14 protein-coding genes are annotated in these 15,500 nt (G+C 37.4%); 11 read left to right on the top strand and 3 right to left on the bottom strand.

The window, feature by feature from the left end; translation table 11 throughout:
* Positions 1-14: 14 nt before the first annotated feature.
* From QM469_RS07950 to QM469_RS07920, 7 genes are all read left to right on the top strand, one after another.
* Entirely contained in the window at positions 15-1,328 is a 1,314-nt protein-coding gene (locus QM469_RS07950) for a DUF262 domain-containing protein (RefSeq protein ID WP_414276503.1), read from the top strand.
* The gene (locus QM469_RS07945) at positions 1,322-3,202 is read left to right on the top strand and encodes a DUF262 domain-containing protein (protein WP_414276502.1); all 1,881 of its coding nucleotides are present in this window, start codon (positions 1,322-1,324) and stop codon (positions 3,200-3,202) included. The genes QM469_RS07950 and QM469_RS07945 overlap by 7 nt, the downstream gene beginning before the upstream one ends.
* Positions 3,203-3,329: 127 nt before the next feature.
* Complete coding sequence (locus QM469_RS07940; protein ID WP_414276501.1) at positions 3,330-4,571, top strand: aminopeptidase; 1,242 nt, start codon at positions 3,330-3,332, stop codon at positions 4,569-4,571.
* Positions 4,572-4,580: 9 nt separating this feature from the next.
* The gene (locus QM469_RS07935; protein ID WP_371621173.1) at positions 4,581-4,811 is read left to right on the top strand and encodes a GlsB/YeaQ/YmgE family stress response membrane protein; all 231 of its coding nucleotides are present in this window, start codon (positions 4,581-4,583) and stop codon (positions 4,809-4,811) included.
* Between the two features lie 324 nt (positions 4,812-5,135).
* Positions 5,136-6,044 (top strand): LysR family transcriptional regulator, encoded by a 909-nt coding sequence (locus QM469_RS07930; RefSeq protein WP_049548400.1) that lies wholly within the window; start codon positions 5,136-5,138, stop codon positions 6,042-6,044.
* A gap of 39 nt (positions 6,045-6,083) precedes the next feature.
* A complete protein-coding gene (gene queA, locus QM469_RS07925; protein ID WP_414276500.1) occupies positions 6,084-7,112 on the top strand; it encodes a tRNA preQ1(34) S-adenosylmethionine ribosyltransferase-isomerase QueA in 1,029 nt (342 codons plus the stop codon).
* 179 nt (positions 7,113-7,291) lie between these two features.
* The gene (locus QM469_RS07920) at positions 7,292-7,840 is read left to right on the top strand and encodes an ABC transporter substrate-binding protein (RefSeq protein WP_414276499.1); all 549 of its coding nucleotides are present in this window, start codon (positions 7,292-7,294) and stop codon (positions 7,838-7,840) included.
* A 182-nt stretch (positions 7,841-8,022) separates the two neighbouring features.
* On the opposite strand, the gene QM469_RS07915 is transcribed toward QM469_RS07920, so the two are convergent.
* Entirely contained in the window at positions 8,023-8,556 is a 534-nt protein-coding gene (locus tag QM469_RS07915) for a hypothetical protein (protein ID WP_060955215.1), read from the bottom strand.
* Positions 8,557-8,794: 238 nt separating this feature from the next.
* On the opposite strand from QM469_RS07915, the gene QM469_RS07910 reads away from it, so the two are divergent.
* The 3 genes from QM469_RS07910 to QM469_RS07900 all read left to right on the top strand — a co-directional run bounded on the left by QM469_RS07910 (position 8,795) and on the right by QM469_RS07900 (position 12,488).
* Complete coding sequence (locus QM469_RS07910) at positions 8,795-9,454, top strand: hypothetical protein (RefSeq protein WP_414276498.1); 660 nt, start codon at positions 8,795-8,797, stop codon at positions 9,452-9,454.
* 646 nt (positions 9,455-10,100) lie between these two features.
* Positions 10,101-11,390: a DUF308 domain-containing protein gene (locus tag QM469_RS07905; RefSeq protein WP_414276497.1), complete on the top strand. Its 1,290-nt coding sequence runs from the start codon at positions 10,101-10,103 to the stop codon at positions 11,388-11,390.
* 9 nt (positions 11,391-11,399) lie between these two features.
* Positions 11,400-12,488 (top strand): AI-2E family transporter, encoded by a 1,089-nt coding sequence (locus QM469_RS07900; RefSeq protein ID WP_195183597.1) that lies wholly within the window; start codon positions 11,400-11,402, stop codon positions 12,486-12,488.
* Between the two features lie 271 nt (positions 12,489-12,759).
* Here the strand turns inward: QM469_RS07900 and QM469_RS07895 are convergent, their stop codons facing one another.
* Positions 12,760-13,275 carry a DUF308 domain-containing protein gene (locus tag QM469_RS07895; protein ID WP_042902646.1) on the bottom strand — a complete coding sequence of 172 codons (516 nt, stop codon included), beginning with the start codon at positions 13,273-13,275 and terminating at the stop codon, positions 12,760-12,762.
* Positions 13,276-13,515: 240 nt separating this feature from the next.
* On the opposite strand from QM469_RS07895, the gene QM469_RS07890 reads away from it, so the two are divergent.
* Positions 13,516-13,647, top strand: a complete 132-nt coding sequence (locus QM469_RS07890; RefSeq protein ID WP_414276496.1) for a hypothetical protein — start codon at positions 13,516-13,518, stop codon at positions 13,645-13,647.
* A 289-nt stretch (positions 13,648-13,936) separates the two neighbouring features.
* Here the strand turns inward: QM469_RS07890 and QM469_RS07885 are convergent, their stop codons facing one another.
* Positions 13,937-15,082 carry a low temperature requirement protein A gene (locus QM469_RS07885; RefSeq protein WP_414276495.1) on the bottom strand — a complete coding sequence of 382 codons (1,146 nt, stop codon included), beginning with the start codon at positions 15,080-15,082 and terminating at the stop codon, positions 13,937-13,939.
* Between the last annotated feature and the right edge of the window lie 418 nt (positions 15,083-15,500).

The raw sequence follows: 15,500 nt of genomic DNA, 5'->3' as shown, positions 1-15,500 counted from the left end.
TAAAGGCGGATAAAATGAGTATTCAATTTACTTCTAAAAAAGTTGGAGAACTATTGAAAGAAGAGGATTTGCGGATTCCTTCTTATCAAAGACCTTATAAATGGAACAGAAAGCATATCCGTAATCTTTTTTATGATTTACGAGATGCTATGGGGAAAAAGGAATATCAGATTGGTTCCGTTATCTTGCATGAAAATGATGGATACTTAGATATTGTCGATGGACAGCAACGGCTAATTTCTATTTCCTTGTTTCTTCATTTATTAGATGATTTAGAGAATTATAAGGGTGCTAAGCAACTGATGAGTGCTGCTGAATTTGGAGAGCTATCTTGCTATCATGCGAGTGAAAATTATAATGAGTGGGAAAATTTGACTCAATTGGTCGGCGAAAATCATGCAAAAGATATTTGCAACTTTTTATTGGAAAATTGTTCTGTTTCCGTGATTACTATGCCACAGGAACGATTATCTGAAGCCTTTCAGTTATTTGATTCTCAGAATAATCGTGGAAAATCTTTAGAACCTCATGATTTGCTCAAAGCCTATCATCTTCGCAAGCAAGATTCCGAAGATGAAAGAATTGTGGAAAAGTGGGAGCAATTTGTAGAAGATAAAGATTTAAGTCTCAAAGAGTTGTTTGATAAACATCTTTTTCGTATGAGACGTTGGTCTCGAGGAGAGACAGGATTAACAAACAAGCGTTATGGATCCTATCTCCGTTTTACAGAGGATTTTATTGACGATTTTAAAGGCGTTGATTTGAATCAGAATTTTCCATATCTAGAATTGTATCGTCATATTGAAAATCTCCCCATGTCCATTACTATGCCAATCATTGATGGAAGTAAATTTTTTGAGTATATTGAATCTGCTCATAAAACTATTAAAGAACATAAAGATTTTTTAAATGATGAGTTAGGATTTTCTGATGAACCTGAAGGGGAAGAAAAAAATCTAGCTTACCCAGAAGGTATGTTAAACATTTACAATAGCTCAAAAGGACGCTACCTCAAGTGTCACAATATATTCCTAAATATTTGCTCGCTTTTTGCAGATAGATTTGGAAAAGATGAGCTATCAAAGGAGATGGTAGAAACCTTGTTTATTTGGTCTTATTACCCTCGGGTTAAGTCTAAAGCCATATATGATGCAACGGTAGGGAAATACGCCGCTGGTGGAAGGTTTAGACAAAAAGAGGTTCAAAAACTATTTCAACTTTTATCTCATGCTGTCACTCCCAATGATTTTATGGTCAAGATAGATAGAGAGTTATTTGAAAATTATACTGTGGACAAGATTATAGAAGAGGAAAAAGATAAATGGTAGAAACACATATAAGCTTATCAGTTAATCGTTTGTTAAATGAAGATACCTATGCTATTCCTCTTTATCAGAGAAATTTTGCTTGGACTTATAATGAAATCGAGCAGTTATTGAATGACGTAGCAGATGCTTTTCAAGAAAATAGAGACAATTATTATTATATTGGAACATTAGTCGTTAATAAAGAGAATGATATTTTCAAAATCATAGATGGGCAACAACGGACAACTGCTCTTAATTTGATTGCTTTAGCTTTGAAGCATGAGTTTGGTTTTGATAGATTGAAAGCTGTCAATCTTACCTTCCCAGCTCGGAAGAAATCAAATGAGAATATTCAAAAACTATTTACTAAGCAAAAAATCTCTGAGGACGATGAAAATGAATTAACTAGAGGTTACGGACATGCTAAAGATGCTTTGAAAAAAGTGCTAGGAGAGCGTCAACTTGAAATTCAGTATTTCGTTGACTATCTTTTTGATAATGTCATCATTTTTCGAAGTATACTTCCTGAAGATTTAGATTTGAATCTTTATTTTGAACGTTTTAACTCTCGAGGTGAACAACTAGAAGCTCATGAAATTCTTAAGGCGCAAATGATGGCTAAGTTTGGTGAAAATCAAGAAATGGCACAAAAATTTGCGAGAATATGGGATGCTTGCGCAGACTTTGATAAGCCGGTAGCAAGTCAGTTTAAGATGCGGCGGAAGAGAGCAGATGACTTTCAAGAACGTGAACGTATTTTTGGATGGCATTTTACAAATTATTCATTTCATAATATTTATAATGATATTGATTTTCATCAAAATGAAAGAAGAAAGTTATCAGATATATTAGGAAGAAAGATAAATGAAAAAAATATAGAAGTAGAAAAAGATTTTGGCGATTATACTACAATCATTGATTTTCCAACATTCTTACTGCACGTATTGGCAATTGCGGAAGGTAAGAAAACTGATGAGATTCAACTAGATGATAAGAAACTCTTAGCACTATTTGATATAAAAAATAAAGATAAAGCTTGGGTTATTGAATTTAGTGAATTTCTTCTTAGAATAAAACATATTTTCGATAATTACATCGTTAGAAACTCGAATACGGATTCTTCAAGTAGAAATAAGGATGAATGGTTTTTACAGAAGGGGACTTATTATGAATATCAACCTAATGGGAAAGCGAAAGAGCATTACATAGTTGAAGAACGCTTTACTAAGAATACATTTTCAGATTCGGAAATTAACCAAAACATCATTCTCCTCCAATCCATGTTTGCTGTGACCTTTACTGCCAATCGAGATAGTCGTTGGTTATATGAAATCTTGCAATTCCTGTTTAACCATATTGAAGAGTTAAATCAAATAGAATTTGCTAGTCTCTTTAAGGATTTTCTTGAAAAAATGGCAGTGAGATATGCTGAGGAAAGATTGTTTACCGAAGATAAAAGTATCAAAAAATATGGGGTAATTCCTGTTTATGCTTTTAATTTTGTAGATTATGTTTTATGGAAAAATCGTGAAGAATTGAAGAAAGATTACGATATTGAGTTTGGAGATTTTAAATTTGCTTATCGTCGCTCAATAGAGCATTGGTATCCTCAGAATCCAAATGGACATGATGGAGAGAGACAATTACCTGCTGAGTTTTTACATTCTTTTGGTAACCTTTGTATTATTACCGATAGTCAGAACTCCCGGTTTGGAAATTCCTATCCAGAGGCTAAATTAGAACAATGGGAAAGAGAAGGGATATTCCATCGTCAGAGCTTAAAATTACAGATGATGGCAGAAATAACTTCTAAAAACAATAGATGGGATATTTGTGAGATTCAATCTATGGAAAAAGAAGTGGAAAGATATGTACACGACTTTTGTGATAGTTAAATAAAAACAAGCTTTATTAGGCTTGTTTTTAAATTTACATCATATGTGATATACTAGTAAGGGAAGAATTTTGAGTAAGACAAATATGCTCAAAGATTTGAAATAAAAATAGAAAAGAGAAAACAGAATGGTTTTACCAAATTTTAAAGAAAATCTAGAAAAATATGCTAAGTTGTTGGTTGCAAACGGAGTGAACGTGCAACCTGGTCATACCTTGGCTCTCTCTATCGATGTGGAGCAACGCGAGTTTGCTCACTTAATCGTCAAAGAAGCCTATGCACTTGGAGCCCACGAAGTTATCGTTCAATGGGCAGATGACTTTGTAAACCGTGAGAAATTCCTTCACGCGCCGATGGAGCGTCTGGACAATGTACCAGAATACAAGATTGCTGAGATGAACTACCTTCTTGAAAACAAAGCAAGTCGTCTCGGTGTTCGTTCTTCTGATCCAGGTGCCTTGAACGGAGTGGATGCTGAAAAGCTCTCAGCTTCTGTCAAAGCTATGGGAATTGCCATGAAACCAATGCGTATCGCAACTCAATCCAACAAGGTTAGTTGGACTGTGGCAGCAGCTGCTGGACTTGAGTGGGCTAAGAAGGTCTTTCCAAATGCTGCAAGCGACGAAGAAGCAGTAGACCTACTTTGGGACCAAATCTTCAAGACTTGCCGTATCTACGAAGAAGACCCAGTTAAGGCTTGGGAAAAACATGCAGCAATCTTGAAGAGCAAGGCTGATATGCTCAATAAAGAACAATTTTCAGCCCTTCACTACACAGCTCCTGGAACTGATTTGACACTTGGCTTGCCGAAGGACCACGTTTGGGAATCAGCTGGTGCTATCAATGCGCAAGGTGAAGGTTTCTTGCCAAATATGCCAACAGAAGAAGTCTTTACAGCTCCTGACTTCCGTCGCGCAGATGGTTATGTCACTTCTACAAAACCTCTTAGCTACAATGGAAATATCATCGAAGGCATCAAAGTGACCTTTGAAAATGGTCAAATCGTTGATATCACTGCTGAGAAGGGTGATCAAGTTATGAAGGATCTTGTCTTTAAGAATGCTGGTGCGCGTGCCTTGGGTGAGTGTGCCTTGGTGCCAGATCCAAGTCCAATTTCTCAGTCAGGGATTACCTTCTTTAACACCCTTTTTGATGAAAATGCTTCAAACCACTTGGCTATCGGTGCAGCCTATGCAACGAGCGTTGTTGGTGGAGCTGAGATGAGCGAAGAAGAGCTGGAAGCTGCAGGACTTAATCGTTCAGATGTTCACGTTGACTTTATGATTGGTTCTAACCAAATGGATATCGATGGTATTCGTGAGGATGGAACACGAGTACCACTCTTCCGCAATGGAGATTGGGCAAATTAAGGAGAATCTATGCTTGGAAGTATGTTTGTCGGCCTTTTAATCGGACTATTAGCTGGAGCTATCACCAATCGTGGCGAACGAATGGGATGCTTCGGGAAAATGTTTCTCGGCTGGATTGGTGCCTTTTTAGGTCAATTACTCTTTGGTGCTTGGGGACCAAGTCTAAACGGTACAGCCATTATCCCATCAGTTCTCGGTGCCATGATTTTACTAGCCATCTTCTGGGAAAGAGGAAGCTGAGTTTCACATTAGAAGGCAGACTAACTCTAAAGAATAAGAGAGTCTGGGACAAAAGTCCTAGCCTCTTTTTGAGGTTGGATTGTCGAGCAAGACGCAGTGGTTGAGTGGGCTCTACTACGCTGATTTCATCAGCTTTTACAGCCCTACTCAACTGTGCGGAGGTGAGACGATGAAATCGACTTCTAACGAATTACCGATTTCTGTCCCACTCTCTCTTTTTAGGTCGCTAGATAAAGTCATTTGAAAGCATTCATCTAAGCTTAGCCACAGAGCTTTCAGTGACTGGTTCTTTTTATATTGCGTCAAGTATGGTACAATAAAAGCATGAGAATTCAACAATTACACTATATTATCAAAATTGTAGAGACTGGTTCCATGAATGAAGCTGCCAAGCAACTCTTCATTACGCAGCCTAGTCTATCAAATGCAGTTCGTGACCTAGAAAATGAGATGGGGATTGAGATTTTTATCCGAAATCCTAAGGGAATCACCCTCACACGTGATGGAATGGAATTTCTATCTTATGCTCGTCAGGTTGTTGAGCAAACTCAACTCCTAGAAGAACGTTATAAAAATCCTATCGCTCATCGCGAGCTTTTTAGTGTGTCTTCGCAACACTATGCCTTCGTAGTCAATGCCTTTGTTTCCTTGCTCAAGAAGAGCGATATGGAAAAGTATGAGCTTTTTTTGCGTGAAACCAGAACCTGGGAAATCATCGACGACGTCAAGAACTTCCGCAGTGAAGTCGGAGTCCTATTTTTAAATAGCTATAACCGTGATGTCCTTTCTAAGATGTTGGATGATAACCATCTGGTTGCCCACCATCTCTTTACAGCCCAACCTCATATCTTTGTCAGCAAGTCCAATCCTCTTGCCAAAAAAGACAAGGTGCAGTTGGCAGACCTAGAAGACTTCCCATACTTGAGCTATGACCAAGGAACCCATAATTCCTTCTATTTCTCAGAAGAGATTTTGTCACAGGAACACCACAAGAAATCCATCGTGGTTAGTGACCGTGCGACCTTGTTCAATCTCTTGATTGGTTTAGACGGTTATACCATCGCGACTGGTATCCTCAATAGTAATCTTAACGGAGACAACATCGTTTCGATTCCACTTGATATTGATGATCCTATTGAATTGGTTTATATCCAGCATGAGAAAACAAGCTTGTCTAAGATGGGTGAACGCTTTATCGAGTACCTACTTGAAGAAGTTCGTTTTGATAGCTAATCATAAGTACATTAGAAAAGAAAAGGAAATATGACAACAATGAATACCAATGATTTTGATTTTCACTTGCCAGAGGAGCTAATTGCTCAAACTCCTTTGGAAAAGCGCGATGCATCTAAACTCTTGATGGTCAATCGCAAAACAGGGGAATTTCAAGATCGCCATTTTCACTCCATTATTGAAATGCTAGAGCCAGGTGATGCCCTGGTTATGAATGATACCCGCGTTTTGCCAGCTCGACTTCATGGTCAAAAAGAAGAAACAGGGGGCCATGTTGAACTCTTGCTTTTGAAAAATACAGCAGGAGACGAATGGGAAGTCTTGGCAAAACCTGCCAAACGTCTCAAGGTCGGCACTCGTGTTATCTTTGGTGATGGTCGACTTAGCGCAGTCGTGACTGAGGAATTAACCCATGGCGGTCGTATTGTCCGTTTTGAGTATGAAGGGATTTTCCTAGAAGTGCTTGAAAGCCTGGGAGAAATGCCGCTTCCTCCTTATATCCACGAAAAGTTGGATGACCGAGAACGTTACCAGACAGTCTATGCCAAGGAAAGTGGCTCAGCCGCTGCTCCGACTGCAGGTCTGCATTTTACCAAAGAATTACTAGAAGAAATCCAGCAAAAAGGAGTTCACCTAGTTTACTTGACCTTGCACGTTGGGCTTGGAACCTTTAGGCCTGTTTCGGTAGATAACCTGGATGAACACGAGATGCACTCAGAGTTTTATCAATTGTCTGAGGAAGCTGCAGCTACCTTGCGTCAGGTCAAGGAAAATGGTGGCCGTGTCATTGCCGTGGGTACAACCTCTATCCGTACACTAGAAACCATCGGAAGCAAGTTTGACGGTCAAATCCAAGCCGACTCAGGTTGGACCAATATCTTTATAAAACCAGGCTATGACTGGAAGGTGGTCGATGCCTTCTCAACCAATTTCCATTTGCCTAAGTCTACCTTGGTCATGCTTGTTTCTGCCTTTGCAGGACGTGAATTGGTCCTTGAAGCCTATCAGCATGCTATTGATGAAAAATACCGTTTCTTTAGCTTTGGTGATGCCATGTTTATCTATTAAAAACAGAAGGGCTAATTCCTGATTGGATTAGCCTTTTTTGGTGTCAAATAACTATTGAATTATATGGAAATAAATGATACACTGAAAACTACAGGTTAGTCGTCAAAAATATATGTAATTTCAGGCTAGCTATTTTAGATGCAGATGAAACTGTATCATCATTTTAAAAGGAGATTATCATGAAAAAAACATTGCGTTACACCAGTCTTTCAGCTCTTGCCTTGTTGGCTGCAGTGACACTTGCTGCTTGTGGAGGAAATGCTGAAAAAACTACAGCATCTTCAAGCAAAGAGGCTTCATCCTCTAAAGTAACTAAGGAGTCATCAAGTAAAACAGAAGCTAGTCAAAAAGAGGAACAGAAGTCTGATACAAGTTCTTCAAGCGCTACAGCTACTCAAACTGAGACAAAGACGGAAAATCAAAAAGATTATTCTAAATTCCTTGGAACTTGGGAGAATTATGCAGGAACAATAGCTACGATTACAGCTGACGGCATTGTGACTATCCAGAGTTCAAAGGGAACTTTTAAATATGAGATGGATCAAGTAGAGGAGAAGGACGGTTACTATCTGACAGGAATTCATCTTGTTGGAGGCGGAGAAGGAGCACGCCTGATCTTTACTCCAGCTGGAGTCCAAAATGAATTAACAGGTACAGACGGTAGCCAAGACGTCTTGGCAATCGGCCAATCACCAAGCGACAAAGATAGTCATTTTTACCGTAATTAAGAGTGAAAAGAAGAAGTGAGGGTGGAGAGTAGCCCTTGCTTTTTTAATGTTCTCGAAGCATAAATTTTAAATCATTCGAGTTTATACGACGTTTAAGTTGGATAATTAGCAAGCTCACGTTAAAGTGAAAGATAATAAGGATAATATCAAAAAAGCCCTGTTTTTAGGGCTTTCTTTACTTGCTAATATAAGAAATCAATGCCGTAGTTTTCTTTTAGATAGGTTGCCAACTCGGCTTTTTCTTCCTCTCTAAATCGACAGAGGCTAAGGGCCAGCCGCAATATCAGGACGCTTGTATCGACGATAACATTTGACTTAGAAATATCTTCTAGCTGGGTGACCTCTCTCAGGTCAAAATCTAAATAGTAAGCCTTGCTGTTGGCATGGTCAGGGTCACTGACATCCACTTCAACATACGATGCTCGCAACAATTCTTCTTTTGGGATGAAGATTTCCTTGGAAAAGAAGAGCCCGGGATAGACATAAATACCTTCAAAGGTGAACTCAAAGGAGAGTCTGCGACTAGAAAGTCTTTTGATACCTGCAATCGTTGCGTAGATAGCAGCAAAAAAGAGAATGGTTGGAACCACAGTGAGAAGACTAAGCTGGGAAAAGTCGATTAATCCATGCGCGAGAAAAAAGAAAAATTGAAAGAATACACCCACTGCAAAGACTAGATAGCCGACACCGACATATTTTGAATAATAGATTTTCATAGAAACCTCCATATATAGAATTGAACTCACAAATGTTTTTTCAGCAGACGGAGTCTAGGCCGTGCAGAGTTGAAATTCTAGGTATTCCCATCATATCCTATGGAGCAAAGTTCTGTCAACCTTTTAGCAAGTTGCGATACTTAGTTATCCTATGACCTAGCAAGTTGGTTTGTGGTATACTAGGATAAAATCATTCCAAATTTTGAGGACTTGTTTTTATAAATAGAAAGAGGTCAATATGTTTTTTCTCGGACGCCGTCGTGTCTTTATCGGCGAATGTGATGGACAGGCTGTTTATTATGACCAAAAGACAGGAGAGGCTTTAGCTGCTCCAAAGAGTAAGTTGCTCAATACTGAAAAAGCTGGTGACACGAATTCCTTTATTCCTGAATTGGTCATTCTCTTACTAGCAGGTGGACCTGCAATTTCGGGTTTCTTTTCCCTCAAGTTTATTGGTGTCTACAACTGGTTTAGTCTAGCTTGTATTTTTCTATTTTGGTTGATGCAGTTTTCCTTGTTGGTTGCTATACTTGAACGAGCACTTTATAAAAATGTTCGAAAGGCCCAGCCAACGACAGAGAAAGTCTTTTTCTTTGCAGCATCTCATAATTTGTTTGTAAAAAACCAGTTTGATCCTAGACAACTGTCTGCTTTACCTTATCGATTTGCCCGCTTTGTAGTAAATATAGTGTCTATCTATTACTTTTTGTATTTCTTGATTCTTCCTCTAAAATTTGGCCAACCGATTGGTGATGAAGGCTATGGTTTGTGGTTTGCTGGCTTGTTATTCTTTTCAGTATTTCTTTTGTATAACCAAAACAATCCAGTTCGCTTTGTGAAGATTATGAGATTATACAGCCAAGGAAAAGTACGATTTAAGGAAGAAGTGGAACATTGAGAAACTATCTTGGGATTCTGCTAAATATCTAGAGAAAATCTTTTAGAAAAACAAAAAAGCCTTGTAAATCAAGGCTTTTTCCTGTTGTTTAGATGCCCCCTGCAGGCTCTTTGAAAGAAACTTAGAAAAATCTAAAATGAAATTATTTCAAAATGGGGTAAAAGCAAAATTTCCCTCCCTACTTTCTCAATTATTCCTAATTTTAGTTCCAAAAAGCTTCAATTCATAATCTAATTATAATATGGGTAATGGGTACTATCTTATTACATTCAGATTTTTGTTCTCTTCAAAGAGTTATGTAGGCTTTATGGTTTTAAATAGGTAAAAAGTTGAATTATAGTGAGTATTGTGTCACAATAGGTAATATATAAATAATTAATGGAATGGATATAATTCTTTCCTACCTTTACAAGAAGGATTGGTTGCACCTTTTTTATCTAGCAATTATGGTTAGCTTTCAAGTTTAGCTAGTTTTTAAAAGCTCTGATTTCGACTCAATAAAACAAATTTCAGAAGTGCAAAAGACAAGATGGTGACATTGCTACAGTCAGTCGCCATGTCTTGCTGGCACAGGCTGTTTGTGCCGTCAGCTATTTACCAGTCAATTTGATCAAAGGGCTTAATTATTATTTTTGAAAGGTCTTTTATGGAAAAAATTCTTTCTTTAGGTCTGACAGGTAAGAAATTACTTGTTCAGGGTTTCTTGTTTGTTCTGCTAGGTCTCATCTTGATGGTCACGGGGACTTGGTTGCCAGTGACGGTTATTCGCCTGGTTCTGTTTTTAGCTTGGATAGCAACGGTCGTAGATTTGCTATTAAGAGTTTTCAAAAAAAGCCAGTCAACGGATACCTTGGGAGTTGCACTGGTTAAATTGTTAGTGCTGGGATATTTGCTAGGTTCTAATCTTGCGACTGATATACCAATTTATGTTCTGGCTCTTGTGATTGGAGTTTATCAGATTTTTAGGGCCACGATTAATCTTGTCACCTATGTTCTCTACCGTAAAAATAATATTCGACCTCGTTTTCGTCTCTTACTAGATGGTATTCTACTAGTTTTTCTTGGTGGAGCTAGTCTTTTGTCCTCTACGGGAAATTCTGTCTTTCAACTCTTTGTTTTAGGGGCTTATTTTTTCCTTTATGGTCTGTCCAATATCCGTGACGGTTTCTTATTTGAAGGGGAAATTGGGAAAAACCATCTCAAACGTCGCATTAGAATTAGCTTACCTATTGTCCTAGCCGCTCTCATCCCTGCAAGAACTTTAGCAAAAATTAACAAATTTATGCTGGAAAATGCTGATGAGGAAGAAGATATCCATCTTGGAATAGTGAAGTCTGGTAAGACAGCAGAGCTAGAAATTTTTGTTCATACAGCTGAGACCTCCCTGTTTTCAGCTATTGGTCATGTGGATATCTGCTATCAGGGCCGTGTTATTTCTTATGGCAACTATGATCCGTCATCTGAGACCTTATTTGGTATGGTAGGAGATGGTGTCTTATATTTCTGTGACCGCGATAAGTACATTGATCTATGTAAACGTGAGAGTCAAAAAACACTTTTTGGTTACGGAATAGATTTGACACCTGAAATGGAAAAAGCAATTCAAAAAATGTTGACTGAATTGAAACAACTGACGATTCCATGGGAGCCAAGTGCGGATAAAATCACGACAGGTGATGGTAAGGAAGACTACACCTACGCTTATAAAATCAGACATGAGACGGATGGGGAACTTTATAAATTTATCAAATCTAAGTTTAAATCCTACTTTGTCTTATCCACAAATTGTGTGCTCTTGGCAGATACCATAGTCGGTCAGGCTGGAACAGATATCCTCTCACCCAAAGGATTTATCGCACCAGGAACTTATCAAGCCTACCTTGACCGAGAGTTTGAAAAACCAAATAGTATAGTCGTATCTAAACATGTTTATTAAGGAGAATTTATGAAGTTAGTTAGAAAATACACCCCGTTAATCCTTTTTATAGGGCTGGTTGCTCTTGTGATTCTGAATGCGTCGAGCTTTATATCAGGAGCAATCTCTTTCTTTGACGTGACTTCAACCTTGATTTATGGCGCTGTTATTGCTTTTGTGCTCAATGTTCCCATGAAAAAAATTGAACAATTGCTAGTCAAAATGAAGGTAAAGGCAGAGTTGCGTCGTCCGATTGCCATGGTACTTGTTTTCCTAGCTCTTATCTTAATCGTGATAGGTCTTTTGGTTTTGGTGCTACCAACCCTAGCTCAGACTATTAGTCAGCTGGGAACAGTCCTTTCAACAGTCCTGACTCAACTTGGGAAATTGCTAGACGGCTCGGAATTTGTAACCAAAGACATGTTGTCAACTATTGTATCAGGCATACAGGGACAGTCTAGTTCTATTAGCCAAGCCTTGATAGGTTTCTTATCGGGTCTGACTAGTAATATCGGCAATATTTTTTCAAGTTTGATGAATGCCTTTTTGATTATAGTCTTCACCTTTTCATTTTTATCCAGTAAGGAACATTTGGCAGCGATGACGAGCCGACTTCTGAAAGTCTTACTTTCAGAGAAGGTAGTGACAAAGTTGGCTTACATCGGACAAATAGGACTAGAAACTTATGATCAGTTTTTGATGAGTCAGCTAATTGAAGCAGTCATCATAGGAGTTATGGTAGCGGTTGGCTATAGCCTATTTGGACTACCTTATGGGGTAATGACAGGTATCTTTGCAGGAGTGCTGTCTTTCATTCCTTATGTTGGTCCTATGATTGCTTGTGTGCTAGGAGCGATTTTTATCTTTACAGTCAGTCCAAGTCAAGCTTTACTGTCTATCCTTCTTTATCAAATTATACAGCTGATTGAGGGAAACCTTATCTATCCCAAAGTTGTGGGTCAATCTATCGGCTTACCAGCTCTCTTCACACTTGCAGCAGCTAGTATTGGAGGAAATCTATTTGGCTTACTTGGAATGATATTCTTTACACCCATATTTGCTGTTATCTATCGATTGGTTAAAGAATTTGTCGTTGCAAAGGAAAATCAGGTAGATTGAGAAAGACTGAATTTAATAAGATATACTAAGAAGAGAGTGAAAGATTCTCTTCTCTTTTATTTTTAAATACTTTGCTACAAAAAGCTATTGGACGTAAAAAAGCCTTGATTTCAAGGCTTTTTCCTGTTGATTTAGATGCCCCTACAAGGGCTCGAACCTGCGCCCCATAGATTAAGAGTCTACTGCTCTACCAACTTAGCTAAAGAGGCAACAGAAAAAGCTGAGAATGTAACTTCCCAGCTATTTTAATATGCCCAAAATGGCAGCTAGATTATTTACGAAAGGCATCAAGGATATAGGTGAAACCAACAATTAAAAATGCAAAGGCAACGACATAAACGACAAAGACACTTGTAGCTACTGGATTGAACAAAATCACTAGACCTAGTAAAAATGCAAGCAACGCTATCCACATGATATGGTTGCCAATAATAGGGAAAATCAATCCCAGACGATTGCCTTTAAAGAAAACTATAATGGCTTCTACAATTAACCAAATCCCTAAAATAGTTGGAATGACAACTGGCAGCGTCACAAAGCCATAGGCAACGAGGTAAAGAGCTAAGAGAAGATTAACAATCCCTTGGAAAAGATGAGCTGGTGAGCGAAGCTCTTTTGGTACAGAGAAATAGCCTAAAATAGCTGCTATGGAAGCAACCAGTAAACCAAATGCAATCCACCAGCTGTAAGCAACAAGATTAGCTACTGGGTCTGTAAATAGAAAGAGTGCTAAAAGGACAAAAATAACTCCTGCAAGGAATAGCGATAAACGATTAGAAAATTTCATTTCAAGACCATCCTGTTATATAGTATAGTTTGATAGTAAAAATATTATACACCTTTTTAGAGGAAATATCAATAAACTAAATGGAAAATTTGGAAGTTTCAGTCTGATTCATGAAAAGAAAATCAGTTTTTATTATTTTGAAAATAAAAAGAGAAGATAAAATTTGTCTTCTCTACATGAAAATATTGTATGGCATCAAAGCAAAAGTAACTGGCTTTACACTATTTGTTAAGATGTAATTTGATTCAAAAAGAAAAGATAGATTTAAAAGTGGGGCAAATGATGGGGCAAATCAGTTATAGACAAGCAAAAAAAGCCTTGATTTTAAGGCTTTTTCCTGTTGATTTAGATGCCCCCTACATGAATTTGTAAGAACTTTTCATATTGAAAATAAACAAAAATGTTGAAATATAGCTGATTTTAGGGAAATACTTTTAGGTGTTTTCAATGTCAGGATTTAAAAATGGGGCAAAAGTGGGGCAAAAACGAATGACTCACATTTGGTTTGAAAACCTATAATACCTAATGATTATGCCATACTAGATATATAGTGTTGTTATAAATAAATGTCAGTGCGAGTTCAAATCGGAGGATAAAATGGAAAAACAAATTAATGAAAAAAAAGCCTTGGTTCCCAAAGCTTTTTAATGTTATAAACTCATTAAAATATCCCCCAGTTAGATTTGGAATATTTTTTATTCTGTGTCACATAAAAATAAATAAAATGAGTGGCTATAGCTAGAGCTAAAATGGTTGTAATACTTACTACTATTATAGGATTAGAAGCAAAGATTAAAGAGAGAATCAAGGCAGCCAGATAGAGTGTAGCTTGGACACAGTAGTAACTTTTCGAATAGCGAAGATAGTGTTTGTTATAGGGCCCATTTACTAGGACAGCAGCTTGAAAGAGGCCAAATCCGATATAAGAGAAGCTGGTTGCAAAGAGACGATTAGCTTCAGGATTCTGAAGAAAGCCAATCGATACAGTCATCATCATAAGTCCAATGAAAATAGGATAGTGACTGTAAATTAGAAATAGTCCCTTTTGATTAGATTTTTCATCAATAGCATGGTCGAATTGACCAAAATAAAACAAGAACAGAGAAATCATAATAATGAAATAAAGAACCGAATAAATCGAGAAATTCTCGATTGTAAAGAAGTTAGCTAGCTCCGTAATCATCTCTCCAAACATAATAATGACAAGAAGGGAGATACGCTCGATTAAATGGGGGAGATTTACCTGGTAATGCTTATCTTTATTAAGCAAGATACTTGGCATAATAAATGTTAGCAGAATACTAGCAAATAAGATATAGACTCTAAGGTAAATAGGAAGAAGAGCTGCTAGATAGAATCCTAAACTTCCTAGACCTGTTATCCATAGAAAACCTTTGATACTTTCCCGATTAGCATCATCGGTTGATTTTCTAAAAAATTCAACCAAATATTGAAAAAATAAGGTAAGGGTTAATGTACCAATAGCCCAACAGAGATAATGAAAATATTGTTGCCAATCAGGTCCAATCATATTGGCTATAAAGAGTAAAATTCCCATTTTGATAAACATGATTACTATGTTAAATAAAGAGTTCTTTCCATAGCGATTGGTATAATCGGTTTGAATCATCCAGGAATCGATGAGAAACAAAGTAGCAATGAAAAAATCAAGGAAAGAATTCCAAGTCAAAATACCGTTATGAAGATGGTCAATTAAAGTAGTTACTTTTGAAATTGCAAAAACAAAAACTAGGTCATAAAAAAGTTCTGAAAATTCTACACGTTTATGTTTAATAAGAGTTGTCATATTAATACCTTTCTACTTTAGAAATACAATTCATTATAACAGAAAATGGTAATGAGAGAAAAGGATATGCTTAAATAATTTCATGTGGCGCGAATTGTCAAAATCTTGGAGCACATTTACCTCATGTACCAGCTTACAGGCGGAGTGTTTGATGATTGGTAATGAAGTACGTGTATTCTGAGGCAAAAGATTTCGAGACTCCATTACGTAACTCCCATCTATAAATAAAAAATGATAGTTTCATCATAGCAAATCTAAAGAAACACACTAAAAAGCAACCCTGATGGGTTGCTTCAGATTGAAGACAAAGTCCTTGGAAGTCCAGTTTCTAAGGGCTTTTCTTTGTGTAAAGTCGTATAATAGAGGTAAGAAGAGTTGTGAGGTGTTCCCTATGTTTCACAAAGAAAAACCTGATTAT

The sequence above is a fragment of the Streptococcus infantis genome, from assembly GCF_047464215.1.
GTDB classification, from domain to species: domain Bacteria; phylum Bacillota; class Bacilli; order Lactobacillales; family Streptococcaceae; genus Streptococcus; species Streptococcus infantis_P.
Note: the sequence above shows the minus strand (reverse complement) of the source record. Positions and strands in the feature narration are given on the sequence as shown.

Excerpts from the sequence above, each read along its gene's own strand:
- QM469_RS07950 (WP_414276503.1), top strand. The coding sequence starts at position 15 with ATGAGTATTCAATTTACTTCTAAAAAAGTTGGAGAACTATTGAAAGAA.
- QM469_RS07945 (WP_414276502.1), top strand. The coding sequence starts at position 1,322 with ATGGTAGAAACACATATAAGCTTATCAGTTAATCGTTTGTTAAATGAA.
- QM469_RS07940 (WP_414276501.1), top strand. The coding sequence starts at position 3,330 with ATGGTTTTACCAAATTTTAAAGAAAATCTAGAAAAATATGCTAAGTTG.
- QM469_RS07935 (WP_371621173.1), top strand. The coding sequence starts at position 4,581 with ATGCTTGGAAGTATGTTTGTCGGCCTTTTAATCGGACTATTAGCTGGA.
- QM469_RS07930 (WP_049548400.1), top strand. The coding sequence starts at position 5,136 with ATGAGAATTCAACAATTACACTATATTATCAAAATTGTAGAGACTGGT.
- queA (WP_414276500.1), top strand. The coding sequence starts at position 6,084 with ATGAATACCAATGATTTTGATTTTCACTTGCCAGAGGAGCTAATTGCT.
- QM469_RS07920 (WP_414276499.1), top strand. The coding sequence starts at position 7,292 with ATGAAAAAAACATTGCGTTACACCAGTCTTTCAGCTCTTGCCTTGTTG.
- QM469_RS07915 (WP_060955215.1), bottom strand. The coding sequence starts at position 8,556 with ATGAAAATCTATTATTCAAAATATGTCGGTGTCGGCTATCTAGTCTTT.
- QM469_RS07910 (WP_414276498.1), top strand. The coding sequence starts at position 8,795 with ATGTTTTTTCTCGGACGCCGTCGTGTCTTTATCGGCGAATGTGATGGA.
- QM469_RS07905 (WP_414276497.1), top strand. The coding sequence starts at position 10,101 with ATGGAAAAAATTCTTTCTTTAGGTCTGACAGGTAAGAAATTACTTGTT.
- QM469_RS07900 (WP_195183597.1), top strand. The coding sequence starts at position 11,400 with ATGAAGTTAGTTAGAAAATACACCCCGTTAATCCTTTTTATAGGGCTG.
- QM469_RS07895 (WP_042902646.1), bottom strand. The coding sequence starts at position 13,275 with ATGAAATTTTCTAATCGTTTATCGCTATTCCTTGCAGGAGTTATTTTT.
- QM469_RS07885 (WP_414276495.1), bottom strand. The coding sequence starts at position 15,082 with ATGACAACTCTTATTAAACATAAACGTGTAGAATTTTCAGAACTTTTT.